13 protein-coding genes are annotated in these 15,716 nt (G+C 49.3%); 5 read left to right on the forward strand and 8 right to left on the reverse strand.

The genetic code is table 11. The features are described 5' to 3' along the window. From recJ to HUF13_RS02245, 4 genes are read right to left on the reverse strand one after another with little or no spacing between them, the layout of a single operon-like run. Positions 1-1,713: a single-stranded-DNA-specific exonuclease RecJ gene (gene recJ, locus HUF13_RS02230; RefSeq protein WP_173473617.1), complete on the reverse strand. Its 1,713-nt coding sequence runs from the start codon at positions 1,711-1,713 to the stop codon at positions 1-3. Next, the gene (locus HUF13_RS02235) at positions 1,713-2,852 is read right to left on the reverse strand and encodes an AAA family ATPase (RefSeq protein ID WP_304038720.1); all 1,140 of its coding nucleotides are present in this window, start codon (positions 2,850-2,852) and stop codon (positions 1,713-1,715) included. Before HUF13_RS02235 ends, recJ begins: the two co-directional genes overlap by 1 nt. Continuing rightward, on the reverse strand, positions 2,834-4,147 hold the full coding sequence (locus HUF13_RS02240) for a murein hydrolase activator EnvC (RefSeq protein WP_173473618.1): 1,314 nt from the start codon (positions 4,145-4,147) through the stop codon (positions 2,834-2,836). Before HUF13_RS02240 ends, HUF13_RS02235 begins: the two co-directional genes overlap by 19 nt. Beyond that, complete coding sequence (locus HUF13_RS02245) at positions 4,147-5,034, reverse strand: ABC transporter permease (RefSeq protein ID WP_173473619.1); 888 nt, start codon at positions 5,032-5,034, stop codon at positions 4,147-4,149. The genes HUF13_RS02240 and HUF13_RS02245 overlap by 1 nt, the downstream gene beginning before the upstream one ends. A gap of 45 nt (positions 5,035-5,079) precedes the next feature. Here HUF13_RS02245 and HUF13_RS02250 point away from each other — a divergent pair, with 45 nt between their 5' ends. From HUF13_RS02250 to HUF13_RS02270, 5 genes are all read left to right on the forward strand, one after another. Further along, on the forward strand, positions 5,080-6,060 hold the full coding sequence (locus tag HUF13_RS02250; RefSeq protein WP_173473620.1) for a YbbR-like domain-containing protein: 981 nt from the start codon (positions 5,080-5,082) through the stop codon (positions 6,058-6,060). Next, complete coding sequence (tsaD, locus tag HUF13_RS02255; protein WP_173473621.1) at positions 6,057-7,064, forward strand: tRNA (adenosine(37)-N6)-threonylcarbamoyltransferase complex transferase subunit TsaD; 1,008 nt, start codon at positions 6,057-6,059, stop codon at positions 7,062-7,064. Before HUF13_RS02250 ends, tsaD begins: the two co-directional genes overlap by 4 nt. Before the next feature lie 267 nt (positions 7,065-7,331). Further along, positions 7,332-7,730: a hypothetical protein gene (locus HUF13_RS02260; protein ID WP_304038722.1), complete on the forward strand. Its 399-nt coding sequence runs from the start codon at positions 7,332-7,334 to the stop codon at positions 7,728-7,730. A 104-nt stretch (positions 7,731-7,834) separates the two neighbouring features. Then, positions 7,835-8,785 carry a biotin--[acetyl-CoA-carboxylase] ligase gene (locus HUF13_RS02265; RefSeq protein WP_173473623.1) on the forward strand — a complete coding sequence of 317 codons (951 nt, stop codon included), beginning with the start codon at positions 7,835-7,837 and terminating at the stop codon, positions 8,783-8,785. 298 nt (positions 8,786-9,083) lie between these two features. Then, positions 9,084-12,797: an FISUMP domain-containing protein gene (locus HUF13_RS02270; protein WP_304038723.1), complete on the forward strand. Its 3,714-nt coding sequence runs from the start codon at positions 9,084-9,086 to the stop codon at positions 12,795-12,797. Between the two features lie 60 nt (positions 12,798-12,857). Here HUF13_RS02270 and HUF13_RS02275 read toward each other — a convergent pair whose 3' ends face one another. The 4 genes from HUF13_RS02275 to HUF13_RS02290 form a co-directional block, all read right to left on the reverse strand. Then, positions 12,858-13,079: a hypothetical protein gene (locus HUF13_RS02275; protein WP_173473625.1), complete on the reverse strand. Its 222-nt coding sequence runs from the start codon at positions 13,077-13,079 to the stop codon at positions 12,858-12,860. Then, entirely contained in the window at positions 13,066-13,956 is an 891-nt protein-coding gene (locus tag HUF13_RS02280) for a 4-hydroxybenzoate octaprenyltransferase (RefSeq protein WP_173473626.1), read from the reverse strand. The genes HUF13_RS02275 and HUF13_RS02280 overlap by 14 nt, the downstream gene beginning before the upstream one ends. A 293-nt stretch (positions 13,957-14,249) precedes the next feature. Then, complete coding sequence (locus HUF13_RS02285; RefSeq protein WP_173473627.1) at positions 14,250-14,816, reverse strand: UbiX family flavin prenyltransferase; 567 nt, start codon at positions 14,814-14,816, stop codon at positions 14,250-14,252. Next, positions 14,813-15,676: a class I SAM-dependent methyltransferase gene (locus HUF13_RS02290; protein WP_173473628.1), complete on the reverse strand. Its 864-nt coding sequence runs from the start codon at positions 15,674-15,676 to the stop codon at positions 14,813-14,815. Before HUF13_RS02290 ends, HUF13_RS02285 begins: the two co-directional genes overlap by 4 nt. Between the last annotated feature and the right edge of the window lie 40 nt (positions 15,677-15,716).

Consider the following 15,716-nt stretch of genomic DNA (forward strand, 5'->3'; position numbering starts at 1 on the left):
CTACTCAATAGACTTGATGCAAAGTTGCACCGTCTTATTGTTGTTGTAATAATTCCAGATCGGTTCGAACACAACCGTTATCGGGCGAGAACGCCCGAGCAAGGCCTTGCTCTTGCGGAGGCCAAATGCAATCGCCGGAAAAACAGCGCTTCCCGCCTGCGAAATTTCCATTTGCAAATGCCCGCCGCGAAGTTCGCGCACACGATGCACGGTAACGCCTTCGGCGCGGAATGCTGGATACGGGAAGTTTCCGCCAAACGGTTCCAGCAAATCGATGTATTCAAGAATCGAGCGCTCGCGGATCGGATAGCGGCCCGTCGGGACTCGCGTTTCTACAGTCAGTTCACGTAGTGCAATCTTGATATCAAAGGGATACGATTCTTCGGTATTGATAACTTCACCCGTATAGCCTTGATCTCTCGCCGATTGCAACAAGCGCCCACGCAATTCTTCAATTTTCCCCGCTTCCAGCGAGAAACCAGCAGCGTTCGCATGGCCGCCCCAACGGTCAAAAAGTTCGCGGCTTTCGAAAAGCGCCTTGTGCCAGTTGAATCCCGGCACTGCACGAGCGCTCGCATGCGCCATGCCGTCAATAATCGAAAGCACTGCAGAAGGCCTGTGGAATTCCTGCGCAAGCTTTGCCGCCACAATGCCAATCACGCCCACATGCCAATTTTCACCGGCCACAACAATCACCGTCGGGATAGTTTCGCCATAAAGCGCCTTGACCTGCTCCATCGCCATTTCGGTGATTTCGGCTTCTTTATCTTTACGGCGTTTATTCCATTCTTTCAGTTCCGTAAGGAGCTGCGAAGCCTCGCTCTTGTTTTCGCACAAAAGAAGTTTAAGGGCCGGATCCGGCCGCTCCATACGTCCCGGAGCATTCAAAAGCGGAGCTAGCTTGTACATCACATCGATGCCACCCACACAGCTATGGGGTTTCATGAGGGACGAATACATTTCTTGCACGCCAGGCCAGCGGCTATTCTTCAAACACTCAAGCCCCGACCGCGTAAAATAACGGTTTTCAGGCGTCATCTGCACAAGGTCGGCAAGGGTTCCAAGCGCCACCAAATCCAAGTATTCCACCGGATTCGAAAGTCCAAGGCGGCTGTACAAGGCACAAATAAACTTATACGAAACGCCGACACCGCAAAGTTCCGGGTTCGGATAATCGTCCCCATCCTGGTGCGGGTCCAAAAGCACATCGCTTACCGGAAGCCCATCGCCCGAGGGCTGGTGGTGGTCCATAACCAAGACCGCCATGCCAAGTTCTTTGGCATGGGCAATTTCCAAATTTGCGGTAATACCCGTATCCACGGTAATCAAATTACGAGCGCCAGCCTCGTACATTTCATCGACAGCAGAAACCGAAAGTCCGTAACCATCGCCAAAGCGATTCGGGAGTCGCCATTCCGATTCAATGCCAACCTTCTTTAAGCAACGCGTCAAAAGCGTCACCGAGGTCATGCCATCCAGATCGTAGTCGCCAAAAATAAACACGCGCTCGCCACGTTCGCGAACGGCCAAAATCCATTCCACTGCCTTATCCATCCCCATCATGAGGAACGGGTCATGCACGTCGCTTTCGCTACAGCACAGCATGTGGTACGCATCGGACACCGTCTTAATGCCACGCGACACAAGGAATCTCGCGACCGCATGCGGAATCTTAAGCGTAGAGGATAATGTGGAGGCGACAAGATCTTCCATCACTTGTAGCCTTCAAAAAGTTTCATCGAGAGGTTCTGGAGGCACATCACCGCCGCCATACGCCTAGAGGCGATTCTCGACATGGTCTCCTGGACGCACACGAGCGCAAGTTCCAAGGCCGAAGCCCCCACCTGCGGGAAGCGTTCGAGGTTCACGCGACCAGTAGCATCCGGAATGCGGAGCGGAGCGCCCGATTGTTGGCGCAGCAAATCCGAGATCAAGAACGACAGGACTTCGAGGAAACGGTTCACGATAGCCGGGTCTTCAAGTTCGGCATCTTCAAGTTCAAAGAAGAGGTCCGTGTAGTCCTGCGAAAGCGATTTTTCAATAAAATCGACCGCAAGGGAGCACCAAGCTTTAGCATGTTCCGCATAATAAAGCGCCATGCCCGGAGAACCCACGGCAAGCCCGATGACATCATCGGTCAAAGTCGATTCGTCAAAATCTTCACCACCCACGCGAATGGCCTCAGCGCGAACTTCTTCGTCGGTAAGGGGCGGCAAGTGGAGCGCCAAGCAGCGCGAACGAATCGTCTGCAAAAGTTTTTCGCGAGAGGACGTCGTTAAAATGAAGTAAGTGTTCGGCGGGACTTCTTCGAGAGTCTTGAGGAACGCATTTGCCGCAGAATCGTTCATGCGGTCGGCCTCGGCGATAATCACCACGCGCACGCGGTCGCCCTTCATCGCAAAAGAGGCGGTCATCGTACGGATGAGTTCCACCGAAATAAGGGCGCCGGCACTGAAAATATCGACGCGGTACGGGTTCTTCGTGATTTCTTCGATGTAGGCCTGTTTAAAATCCTGGATAGTCTTTGCAGAACTCCCAGCAGAGACATCGGCCGCATTGCGGGCGCTTGCCTCTTTCGCTTCCATTGGAAGAACCCAGTTGTCCGTTACGCCGGTATCGGCGGCCATCTTGCAGCCAAAGCAATTACCGCAGGGGCGAACGCTGGGGTTCGTGCACTGCAACGCCTGGGCAATTTCCATCGCCAAGGCCTTTTTGCCAATACCCACAGGACCGTCAATCAGAATCGACTGCGGGAAGCGGTTCTCACGCAACGCCGCCATAAGACGAATGCGGATTCGTTCCTGGGAAGCAGGGCCATTCAAGCGATATTCAATCATTTTTGTTTTAACCATTGCAACGGGTCCACGGTTTGTGTCCCTTCGCTTACTTGAAAGTACAATTTAATTCCATTTAACGAAGCAATATCGCCCACTTCTCCAATTTCTTCGCATTTCTTGACACTTTTTCCCTCTTGGACGTGGATTGCTTTCATGTGACCGTACACCGTGTACGTTCCATCTTCGTGTTCAATGATAACCGAAGGCCCGCGGCCATCAATTTCGGCAACCATCGCGACAGTTCCCGCGGCCGCAGCACGAACATGACCACCGCGCTTACCGCGGATTTCTACACCCAAGTTACGCGTCATGATATGGAGCACCGGATGTTCTTGCAAACCATATTCGCTGATAATCGGACCATCGAGAGGCATGCACTTCGGCCCCTTGAATGGTTGCGCCTGAACCGTCTTTTTTGCCATTTCTGTCTGCTGGCGGGCCTTTTCCGCCTCACGCGCCTTCTCGGCTTCACGAATTTTTTCAGCCTCGCGCTTTTTCTCGGCATCACGTTCTTTTTTCTTGAGGGCAGCTAGGCGAGCGGCTTCGGCCTTTTTCGCTTCTTCAATTTCGCGCTTGCGGCGCTCTTCGAGCCTTTTGATAAGCGCAAGCATCGTCCTTTGGTTGCGTTCGAATTCCTTGAGCGCCATGCGCTGCACGGCCTTGTCGTGCTTGAGAGAATTCAGCATGCGTTCCTGACCGTTCATCTGAGCCACAAGACCTCGCTCTTCAACCGCCTTGCGGGAGCGCAACCTAGAAAGTTCAGCCAAGTGTTTCTGTTGCGCCTGCTGTTTTTGCGAGCGTTCCGTCACGAGATTGCGGAGAGTTTCCACGTCCTCGCGGTCGCGGTTCAGCAAATGGTGAACCCAATAAACTTCACGTTCCGGGTTCCCGTTCTTGGTCAAAAGATCAAAAAGAATTTCGGCATCATTACTGCGACCATGTACATACAAATTACGAACACGCTTTCGCATAGCGCGCTTGCGATCCTTGATTTTCGTATCGAGCGAATCTATATCCATCACAAGTTGCTTTACCGCCCCTTGCAACATATCCTCATTGCGCGAAAGTTCCGACAAGTACGATCGCGTACGGTTCAAGTTCTGGTCCAAAAGCGAAATGGTATTGAGCACGCCTTTTTCTTCGGTTTCAAGAACCGCCAGTTCCTCGCGCTTTTTCGCCAAGTCGACTTCAAGTTTTTTCAAGGCATTCTTTTGTTCGTCAATCTGCGTATCAGTCCGTTTAAGAGGTGCCCCCCAAGCGGCAACCGCAAAGACGAAAAGCAAAAATGCAGACAAAGAAACAAGGCGCATTAGTCTTGCTCACCTTTCTTTTCAAACAAGAAACTGCGCACCGTGCGGAAGCTGAAATAGCCAGCAAGAATCGTTTCTAGGAACACCGTAAAGAGTGCAACGATCAAAAAATATTCAACACCGGTTGCCACAATCGGGAACATTTTCACCACGGACTTAATCATAAGCCCAAGCAACAAGATAGCAGCGCTACTCCCGACAAAACCTTGAGCAGCCCCTTCCAGCACAAACGGAAACTCGATGAACAGGTAACTGCCCCCGGCGTATTTCATATTCTCGACCAAGAGTTTACGGGACATGAGCGAAAGGCGAACCGAATTGCAAATAATGAGCGAAAGCGTAATCAGCAAAAGGATACTGACGCAAATCGGCCAAAAGACCATCTTGAACTTCCACGAGGCAATTCGCGAGGCCCATTTTATCGGAGCCTGCACCTCTTCAAAGTAAGACTCTTCGGCGATTGCATGGCGCACTTCGGAAAGGTCCAGCGGGTTACGAGCCTCTTTACTCAGAGACACACGGAAAAACGCCGGGATGGGGTTCCCTTCGACAAGGTCCAACATGTCTGCAGAAAAATGATTGCGGAAATCGGCCAGCGCAGAATCCGCGCTCACAAACGACACCGATTCTACATGACGGGTATGTTCCAGCCGCGTCTTGATTACCGGAATGGAATCTTCGGGAACGTCCTCGCTCAAGAACGCTTCAACGACATACAATGATTTTTCGACAGAGATGAGCTTAAACGAAACGCCCAACGCCGTAAAAGAAGATGTCAAAAGGAGCGAGCACAGAAAAATCGTCAAAAGAGACGGGAGAATCACCGTGCGGTGTTGCTTCCATCCTCGAAAAGATTCCGATATTAAGTAACCTAATTGTCCGAACACGCATGGAATATAATTAAATTTATAGAGGTTCTTTATGGGGCTTTTATGGGAAACATCATATTAAAGATAACCGCATTGGTTTGCGCGATGGCCCTCTGGTTCTACGTCATCTCGCTCAAGGACTTCCAACTGACGATGGAAGTTCCGCTTACATTCGTGAAGTTGCCCGAAGCGCTTGCGATAGCATCGAAACCGCCCAGCACCGTTTCCGTAACCGTCGAAGGAAAACCGCTCGACCTCATCCGTCTGCAATCGCAAAAGCAATCCGCGATGGTCGTCGATATGCACAACGCCGAACTCGGATCCAAGCGCATTCATCTGGACTCCAAGAATTTCGTCGCTCCGAACTTTGCATCGGTGCATTACATCGAGCCCGATAACCAATACCTCTTCATCGATATCGCCGTCGATACAAGAATCGAACGCAGCATTCCCATCAAGAACAATGTGACTTTCGGGGCAGCCCCGGGCTATGTCATCGTTCAGCAGCCCAAACTCATGCAAGAAGACCTCATGGTTTCTGGCGCAAGGAACGCCCTCACCCGCATTATCGACATTCCAACGGACTCCATCTTCAAAGACAGCATCAAGGAAAGCCAGACATTCTCTGTTGCGCTCGCAACCGATCAGCTCCCGCCGTTTGTAACGCCTAGCGATTCTGTCGCAAAGATTTTTGTCGATGTCCAAAAAATCAAGTCCAAGGAATTCAAGAGTATCCCTATCCAGCTTATCGGCTTCTATGACCGCGCCTTGAACACGCTATCGCCGCAACAGGCAACCGTCGAAATCACAGGCGGTGAAAAAGTCATCGAAGCCATCAAGCACAGCGACATTGAACTTTTCATTGAATACAACCGCTTCGCTATTGAAGACGCCGACAGCCTTGCCCCGACCATCAAGTTGAACTTGCCGCCAGACATCGACCGCAGCATGTCCATCAAGGCCGTTCTTGTCAAACCTGACAAGATCAAGCTCATCAAAACCCATACCGAAAGCGATGATAAAGACGAGGAATACGGAATATGATTTGGCTTGGAATTGAATCCAGCTGTGACGAAACCGCGTGCGCCGTTTTGCAGGACGACCCGCTCAAAGTCCTTTCGAATCCGCTCTATAGCCAAATTGACGAACACGCGCTCTACGGAGGAGTTGTTCCCGAAATTGCAGCGCGTGCGCACCTGCAAAAGATTGCGCCCATTGCCGAAGCCGCCGTTAAAGAAGCAGGCATCGAGCTTAAAGACATCGACGCCATCGCTTACACCACAGGCCCTGGCCTTATGGGGCCGCTCCTCGTCGGCGCCAGTTTTGCCAAAGGACTCGCCCGCGACTTAAACATTCCGGCTTACGGCATGAACCATCTCGAAGGGCATCTTGCCGCCGCCTGGCTCTCTAACCCGGACATCGAACCGCCGTTCTTAACACTCACCGTCTCGGGCGGCCACACGGAACTCGTGATGGAAGAACCGGGATTCAAGTACACAAGCATCGGGCGCACCCGCGACGACGCTGCCGGTGAAGCATTTGACAAATGCGGAAAGCTCATTGGCCTCAAGTACCCCGCAGGCGCAACAATTAGCCGCCTCGGCAAAGACCACAACCGCAAATTCGTAGAATTCCCACGTGCACTCCACACGCACGACAGCTGCGAATTTTCGTTCAGCGGCCTAAAGACCGCCGTACTCCGTTACACCGAAACCCACGACCCGGAATTTATCCAGCAGAACCTCGGCGACATCTGTGCCTCGCTCGAAGATGCCATTGTCGATAGCCTTGTTTCAAAGACCATCAACGCGCTCAAGAAAACGAAGATGAAAACGCTCGTGATGGGCGGTGGTGTAAGCGCCAACAGCTGGCTCCGTACGCGCCTGCAGGATTACTGCGATAAAAAGGGAATCCGTTTCTGCGTTCCGGACCGCAGCCTGAGTACAGACAACGGAGCGATGATTGCTGCCGCGGCCATCCGCCGCAAGTTGCAAGGCAAGCTCGAATCCATCGACGTAGTAAAACCGTGGATGCCGCTGGCTATTTAGTAGACAGTAGACAGTAGACGGTAGGAAGTAGGAAGTAGGAAGTTGGCAGAACTTAGAACTTAGTAGGAAATTGATTTAGTTGGTTGAGCTTAGGACGAGTACGGACAAGTGGGGTATATAATACACTTCGCAGAACAAAAGCGTTGCATATACCATTTCGGCACTTTTTTAGCTGTATTTTCAGCAGCGCTTTTTAAAACGTTTTTGTTCTTTTGGCATTTTTCATTGTATATTGTAAATATGATTTTATCGTTCAAGCATAAGGTAATGTTATTCTTTTGTGCAACAGCATTCTGCTGGGCACAGGATTTGAGCAAACCTGTTAATGATGTTGACGTTTTCCGCCCTGAAAAGCGCGAAACAAAAGTTCAAATGGTCGATTCGTCGAAAACAAACGACCTTAAGTTGAACGTTGATATTTTTGCTGATGGATTTATCGGTTCGTACTACATTCTTTGGGACAATGTTGACTTGTCCGAAGACATCAAAAAGATGATCCAGAGCCGCAACTTTGCGCTCGACGAGTTCTTTATGCAAAACATCGACCGCGAGCAGTTCGAGCAGGAACGCATGTTGCAACTTTTCGAAGACCGCAAGCAGGAGTTCTTCAATATCTTTCCCGAAGAAGCTCTCAAGGAACTTCAAGAAAAGCAAGCGGATGAATAGAGCGGCAGTTAGCAGAACTTAGTCCGCTCTGCTCTTAGAACTTAGTTGGCAGTCCCTAGAGAAGAATAGCTAAGCTCTAAGCTCTAACAACTAGTAACTATCCGATGATTTCACAAGAACGTAATTTCACAGATTGGCAGCTTACAGGATTCAGTAGCGCACCGGCGTTTCTTTTCGAGACGATCGAAAGTACGCACAAGCTCATGAAGTCCATGGCAAGCGCCGGAGAGATTGCACCGGGCACACTCTTTGTTGCCGACTCGCAAAGCAACGGACACGGTCGCCACGAACGCACTTGGGACTCCCCCGCCGGAAAAAATCTCTACTTCAACATTTTAATCCCGCTCGAAGGAATCCCGGCCAATCGTTTTGCACAAATTACACAAGTCGCCGCACTCACATTTGCCGAAGTGTTCAATGGATTACAAGACTCCGCGATTCTTGAAAGTGCAGATGAAAAATGCGCGGTCCTCAAAAACTGCACAATTTCAACTAGCAACACAAATACTCCTCCACAAAAAATAACGGTCAAGTGGCCGAACGACATTCTCTACGGCAAAAGCAAGTTCTGCGGGATTTTAGCGGAAGTTGTTTACGCAAAGATCCCCACCTCCACGGAGATGGCGAATGAAAGCGCAGGAATGACAATAGCCCCGGCCCTCAACATGGGTGTAGGCATCAACGTCAACAGCGATCCCGAAGATTACGCACACATCGGCCGCGCCGTCACAACACTCAAAGCCATTTTCGGGCACACCATCAACCGCGAAAAGCTTTTGCAACAGCTTATCGGCAGCCTAGAACGCGCCATCGGGCAGTTCAAAGCATTCGGCATTCGCCCTTGGGTCAAAGCATGGCGCAAAATGGACCAATTCATCGGCGCACGCGGCACCATTGTCGTAAACAATCGCTGCACCGATCAAAATCGCGAAACAGGTGAAGGTGCCATCAAAAAATCCGGCACCATCCTCGACATGCAAGAAGACGGCAGCCTCCTTTTCAAATGCGATGACGGCACCATCGAAACTGTCATTTCCGCAGACTTAGAGATTTAGTTTTCCGCGCATTTTGTGCACTTTTTTATGCACATTTCCCGCGCATTTTCAAATGCAATTTCAAACGCTTTTTCAAAAGCACTTCACGCGCATTTTACGATTGCACCCAAAACACAAAAATTTTATCTGCACAAACGTACAACATTTTACAACATTTCTTTTACACAGAAAAGTGTAACCATGCTCTTACAACAATAATATTTGTATATTGCGCCTAAAATAAGGAGGCAATATGCACATTTTTCAAAGTGCATCCAGGAAGGCACTGTTTTCAGCGTGTCTAATTTTTCCGTTTTTCATGTACGCATGCGGCGGCGACAGCGGCAGCAGCGCAACAGAAGATGACTACACCGACGAAGAAGATGACGAAGACAACCTTGGCGGTGAAGAATTCAAAGATTCCACCATTATAGGTAGTAATTACAAATCCAAAGCAGGCATCGCAACCATCATCAAAAGCGAAATCCTGGATACCAAAAGCGGAAACACCTACAAAACCATTCAATTCGGCCCTTACACTTGGATGGCCGAAAACGCCAACTACAAAGTCTCCCGCAGTTCCTGTTACGAAGAAGATTACGAAAATTGCGAATCCAAAGGCCGCTTGTATCAAAGCATGAATGCCGACCAAGCGTGCCCTAGCGGGTTCAAGATTCCTACCGAAGCCGATTTCGAATACTTGGTCAACTTTGCCAACAACATCGCTGACCGCGATTTCGGATTCAACCTGCAAATGTCCGGTTACTGCGAAACCGTCAATGGCGATCTTCAATGCAGCCGCATGGACAAAGAAGCATACCTCCTTACCTCTGGTTTCAACGTATTCAGAGCCAATTCCAAGGGCAAATACGATTTTTCCGAAGCCAATTTCAGTGCCTATTACGCTCTCCGTTGCATGAAACTTTCGCATTTTGTGGAAAACGAAAATCAACTCCCCACTTGCGATTCCTCTACCTACAAGACACTTGACGATTTCTTTGTGGCAAGCAAAGGCAAGAACTACTACTGCAATAAAAAGAAGTGGGTCAAGGACGACGAAAATTACTGTTCCTCTTCGGAAAGAGGCGAAAAGCACTATTACAAGGACACGTTGTTTATTTGTCGAAACAACACCTGGGAATACGCCACCATGAACGACGTCAGCGCAAGCTGCACCAAGGAAAACCAGTGGGAAGTCCGCAAACTGAACGGTCAAAGCTACATCTGCGATGATTCCACTTGGCGCAAGCCCTCGGCCATCGAAACAGCAATCGGCCTTTGCAATTTGGACAGCCTCCAAAAAATGGGTACATACATCAACAAAAAGGAATCCACGGACTACATCTGCGATTCTACAGGTTGGCGCAAAACCGTGCTCACGGACTCCATCGGAACATGCACAGTCAAGAATCAATGGGCGCTCAAAATCAATTACGAACAAAAGTACGTCTGCGACGATTCCACTTGGCGCAAGCCCACCACCATCGAAGATTCCATTGGGCTTTGCACTCCCGACAGTTTAAAGAAAATGAAAACCTTAAAAACCAGATCGGATTCCACGCAGTACTTCTGCGACACAACGGGCTGGCGCAAGGCGGTCCTCCTCGATTCCATCGGCCAATGCGTTAAAGACAGGCAATGGGAACAGAAGAAAAATTACGGAAAGAACTACCTCTGTAAGGATTCGAGCTGGCGCAAAGCTACCGCCCGCGAAGATTCCATCGGATTCTGCATTCCGAACAAAATCGGCATGATCGATTCACTCAAGAGCTACGGAAGCTACGAATCTTACTATTGCGACTCTACGGGCTGGCGCAGCACCGTCCTCACCGACTTCTATGGGAACTGCGATTCTACAAAGTTCTACAACGAGATTGAATACAAGGGCACCACCTACGTTTGCCGTACCACCAAGAAATGGGATACGCTCTTCTCGACCGAAAAGAACTTCGGCATTTGCACACCAAAAATTTACGGCAAAATTGACACGCTCAAGTCGAGCAGCACAAGCTATATATGCGATTCTACAGGTTGGCGCACAACAACTATTTACGATTACTACGGCAACTGCGATTCCACAAAGCTCTACACGACAAGAACGTACAACGGAACCACATACGGTTGCCAAACGCCAACCAAGTGGGAAAAACTCACGCACCCCACATCGGCTTTCGGATTCTGCACGCCCAAGCTGAAAGGTACGCTAAAAACAGATAGCACCGGCCGCGATTACATTTGCGATTCACTTTGGCGCCAAGCCACAAAATCCGAAGTTCTCGGACTCTGCGACGATGACAGAGAAGGCTTTGAAAAGATTCATAACTCCGTCAAATATGCCTGTGCCAATGACGAATGGCGAACACTGACCAAATTGGAAAACACCTTGGGACTCTGCTACAAGGCCGTTTTGGACAAAGTTGCAAAATCTAACGACACCACTTACATCTGCAAAGAAAGCGGTTGGTCGAAATACTCCGTTGTCGATGCATTCGGTAACTGCACTTCCGCCATCGCCGGAAAGATTGTGGAATTCGGAAACATAAGCTACGGATGCAAAAATTCCAGCTGGAAAGTTCTTGATTCCATCGAAGTCGCCTTAGGAATTTGCACTACATCCAGCACCAAGGTATACGAATACAAAGGGAAATATTACTACTGTTCAGGTTCCACCTGGAGTATCGCTCCCGTCGGATACGTTCTAGAAAAGTGCACCGATGCACTGTTCGGTAAAATCGAAGTCTACCAAGACAAAAACTACTATTGCTCCGCCAGCAATACATGGCAAGAGTACACCGATCTTGAAAAAGAACTGGGATTCTGCACCGGCAAAAACCAAAATGAAATTCACGAATACAAAGGGAAAAAATACGGTTGCACCTATAAGAACATAAATAGTGAAACAAGATTCATTTGGCGTGAAGAAAATAATCTCGACAAAGAACTCGGTTTCTGCCACGGAACCGGTTTAACATGGAAAGAATACAATGGCAAGGATTACGCTTGTGCAAGAGGAAGTAGTGGAGAGTGGTATAATAGTTCATTCTGGAGTATGTACGGTAGGTGCAGTAGCTCTGAAACTCAAGCGCTTGGTTTAACAGTAGGTTTGAATGGACAACACTACTATTGCAACACCAACTTGAATAGCACTTCTTCAACATATAATTATGGTTGGTACGCATTGCAAGCCATAGACAGCCTCAAAGGCCCTTGCTACAAAGACAAACTAGGCGACACTTTGACATTTAACGATTCCGCCTACTATTGCGGTACAAACAGCAATGGATATTACAGATGGGTTCAGGCAACAACATTGGCTCAATATCTCGGCCGATGCTCCGTAGCCAACGAAGGCTCATCGGCAATCTTTAACGGAAAGCGCCTTCAATGCTTCGATGGAAACTGGCGTAGAGACCCTGCCGATTACGGCACCATGACAGACGCTAGAGACGGTACCCAATACAAGACCATCAAAATTGGCAAGCAAGAATGGATGGCAGAAAACTTAAAATACGAAGTTGATGGCAGTTGGTGCGGCGGGAACGACAACGGATGCTCAACCTACGGCCGCCTGTACAGCTGGGACATGACCGTCGGCTTACCCAAGAATGCCAACCCCACTTTAGTTGAAATTTCCAATTCAGAATCACACCAAGGCATTTGCCCCAACGGATGGAGACTCCCGACATCGGCAGACTGGGAAACCTTGCACAAATTATGCGACGATTCCGAGTTACGCAAAACCGACGACGGTTACGATGCTTCAAATACAGATATTTGTGGATTTTCATCATTGCCGGCAGGCTACATGAACGTCTTTTACAGAAACGGAATCGACTACAGCGAAACTCGCTCAGATTATTTTCTCTTAGACAACCACTGGCCTTCAACCAATTTGACCACAGCTTACTGGACTTCAGAGCAAAAGTCAGATTCAACGGCGTTGATAATGAATTTTAAAATAGAAACACGAACAAACCTTACATATTCAGTCCAAAAAAGAGTCGGATTATCCGTCCGCTGCATAAAGAAATAGCATTCAAAAAGATTATTCAAAATAATTAAGACTTGGCGGTTCAACGGCCAAGCCTTTTTTCTACCGCTTAAAATACATGCTGCCAATGAGCGAAACGGCTAGCATCACAATCATCGCGGTAAGGCCCATGTCCACCAATTCACGATTTTGACCTGCGGCACCAGTTTCGAGGAGTATTACGCAAACAAGCGCCAAAACGGCAGCCACTCCTCCCATTTGGTGGAACATCTTCACTTTTTCTTCGTTCGTGAATTTTCCGTTCGGTCGATTAATAAAGGGCATTAACATCACCTCCAAGGCAAATCCAAACAATAAGTCCAACCATCACGAGTGCGCTAATTGCAACATTCGCGAGGAAAAAATCGCGGTTCATGGCATCCAAATCATTGGATTTTCTGAACAAGTGAATGTAGACTATCGCAGCAGTCATGAGTCCCGTGACAGTCCACCAAATCCAACCCATATCCCAGAAAAAGCCGAATACCACACAAAGCGCAAGCATTGCCAAATGGCTCGCAAGCGCAATGCGTAAAGCTTTTTCGAGGCCGAAGCGGGCCGGTACGGAATGCAGCCCTTGCTTACGGTCGATTTCGATATCCTGCGTCGCATAGATAATGTCAAAGCCGCCCATCCAGAGCATCAGAATGAACAAGAGGAAAATCGGGAACACCGCAAATTCGCCACGCACGGCAATCCAGGCGCCGAGCGGGCTCATTCCAATAGCAAAGCCGAGGAACCAATGGCAAAGCCACGAGAAACGTTTCCAGTAAGAATATGAAAGAAGCAATAGCCACACCGGGAATGCGAGCGCGCCCGCGAGGGGCTGGAGCATCCAAGCGAAAGCGACAAATAAGACTCCGTTCAAAGCGAGAAACGCAATCACCGATTTGCGGCTCAGGCGACCAGCCGGCAAATGGCGTTTTGCCGTACGCGGATTTTCAGCATCGAACTTGGCATCGGCAATGCGGTTAAAGCTCATGGCGCTGTTACGGGCGGTCACCATGCAAAGGACAATCAGAACGATAATGCGGGCCGTTTCGTAAGCGCTCATATCGCGGAATCCGTTTGCAGCAACCCACATAGAACCAAGCGCAAAAGGCATCGCAAACAACGAATGGCTTAAACGAACAAGATGTGTAAATTCGAGAAGTTTATTCATAATTTAGTAGACAGTAGGAAGTTAGAAGTAGGACAAATGCATAGGTCGAGCGTCGCGGCCAAGCTTGCTTGGACATGACCGAGGCCAGCATTGAACGCCAAGGCGTTCGTGACTGCAATTATGACATATCAAAATACAAGTACTTTGCTGCGTCATAACCTTGCGCACTATTGGCACTTGAACGAAGTGAAAGTGCAAGTAGGAAGTGGTTAGTGGTTAGTGATTGGTCGCTAGTTGTCATCCTGAGCGAAGTGCGCAGCACGCAGTCGAAGGATCCAGTTAAGGTTCGAGCATTAAGCATTCTTGCTCCAGACTCTCGCAACTTGCGCAACAAGCGATTGCTCCACGCCCAAGTGTTTCAAGATTTTCGCAACGACGGTATCGACAAGTTCTTCCATTGTCGCAGGCTTGCTATAGAATTGCGGCGAAGCCGGAATCACGACCGCCCCCGCCAAGGTCACACGCTTCATATTCTCGATATGAATCAAGTTGTACGGCATTTCACGCGGCACAATCACAAGCGGGCGGCGTTCCTTGAGGCAAACATCAGCCGCGCGCACAAGCAAATTGTCCGACGTTCCGGCGGCAATGCGCCCAAGCGTTCCCATAGAGCACGGCACCACAGCCATTCCCGCATAATTGGCGCTACCGCTTGCACATTCCGCAAAGAACTCATCGACATTGCACACGTCTTTGCAATAGTCATAAAGCGCATTCTGGCCTTCATATTCCAGCACCTGCTTTCCAGGGTGCGTCACGATAAGCGTGACATCGTGACCACAGCGATGCAAATGCATCGCTGTGCGCGTGGCATAAATGCCACCGCTCGCACCCGTAACGCCTAGCACATATCGACTCATGATGCACTCACAGGCTTATGCAAAAACACGCCAAAAGAAATTCCACCATCGAACATCTTGACTTTCTTGACTTCAAAACCGCATTCTTCGGCCATCTTGCAAAAATCATCGACCGGCAAGAATCGGATAATCGAATTCACCAAGTATTCGTAAGCGTCACGCTTGCCACTAAAAAACGCACCCATTACCGGGATAAAAAGCGGCGCGAGCACTTTGTAAAAGAACTTATTGAACAAGTTCCTCGGCGAGAAAAATTCCAAAACACAAAGGTATCCGCCAGCATCCAGCACACGGTACGATTCCAGCAAGGCGCCGCGCGCATCGGGCACATTGCGCATGCCAAAGCCGTTCAGAATCACATCGAATTGACGCTCCGCAAACGGCATTTTCATGGCATCGAGCTGCACCGCATGCGCGTCAATCTTTTTCGGTTTGACTTCGGCGAGCATCCCATACGAAAAATCGCCAATCACCGCCGGGTCTACAACAAATTCGCGCGCAGTCCCCTTTTGCGACAAAAATTGCGCAGTCCCTTTCTGAGGATACGCTTTCGCAGAGCAGCAAGCACATCCGCCTTCAAAAATCTTGCGGAACGTGTTTGCAAAATCACCCGTGCCACCGCACAAGTCCAACAAGCGAACCTTCCGCGCATTTTCTACCGCATTGTCTGCAACCTTCGGCCCTTTACTCGTCATGCAACCGGCATTTTCCGGTGCAATTCCATCCACCGCCATCAACTTTTTCAAGTACTTGCAGCAATACCTGCGCCACAGCACATCCTGATAACAGCTCAAGAAATGATTCAAGAAATCGTAACGGCTCGCAATGCCATCGAACATATGACGCACAGGACTTTTCATAAAAGACAATTTAGAAATTATTTCGATTACCGCTTCACAA

The sequence above is a fragment of the Fibrobacter succinogenes genome (assembly GCF_902779965.1).
In the GTDB taxonomy this organism is placed as follows: Bacteria; Fibrobacterota; Fibrobacteria; order Fibrobacterales; family Fibrobacteraceae; genus Fibrobacter; species Fibrobacter succinogenes_F.

Excerpts from the sequence above, each read along its gene's own strand:
- recJ (WP_173473617.1), bottom strand. The coding sequence starts at position 1,713 with ATGGAAGATCTTGTCGCCTCCACATTATCCTCTACGCTTAAGATTCCG.
- HUF13_RS02235 (WP_304038720.1), bottom strand. The coding sequence starts at position 2,852 with ATGGTTAAAACAAAAATGATTGAATATCGCTTGAATGGCCCTGCTTCC.
- HUF13_RS02240 (WP_173473618.1), bottom strand. The coding sequence starts at position 4,147 with ATGCGCCTTGTTTCTTTGTCTGCATTTTTGCTTTTCGTCTTTGCGGTT.
- HUF13_RS02250 (WP_173473620.1), top strand. The coding sequence starts at position 5,080 with ATGGGAAACATCATATTAAAGATAACCGCATTGGTTTGCGCGATGGCC.
- tsaD (WP_173473621.1), top strand. The coding sequence starts at position 6,057 with ATGATTTGGCTTGGAATTGAATCCAGCTGTGACGAAACCGCGTGCGCC.
- HUF13_RS02260 (WP_304038722.1), top strand. The coding sequence starts at position 7,332 with ATGTTATTCTTTTGTGCAACAGCATTCTGCTGGGCACAGGATTTGAGC.
- HUF13_RS02265 (WP_173473623.1), top strand. The coding sequence starts at position 7,835 with ATGATTTCACAAGAACGTAATTTCACAGATTGGCAGCTTACAGGATTC.
- HUF13_RS02270 (WP_304038723.1), top strand. The coding sequence starts at position 9,084 with ATGTACGCATGCGGCGGCGACAGCGGCAGCAGCGCAACAGAAGATGAC.
- HUF13_RS02275 (WP_173473625.1), bottom strand. The coding sequence starts at position 13,079 with ATGCCCTTTATTAATCGACCGAACGGAAAATTCACGAACGAAGAAAAA.
- HUF13_RS02280 (WP_173473626.1), bottom strand. The coding sequence starts at position 13,956 with ATGAATAAACTTCTCGAATTTACACATCTTGTTCGTTTAAGCCATTCG.
- HUF13_RS02285 (WP_173473627.1), bottom strand. The coding sequence starts at position 14,816 with ATGAGTCGATATGTGCTAGGCGTTACGGGTGCGAGCGGTGGCATTTAT.
- HUF13_RS02290 (WP_173473628.1), bottom strand. The coding sequence starts at position 15,676 with ATGAAAAGTCCTGTGCGTCATATGTTCGATGGCATTGCGAGCCGTTAC.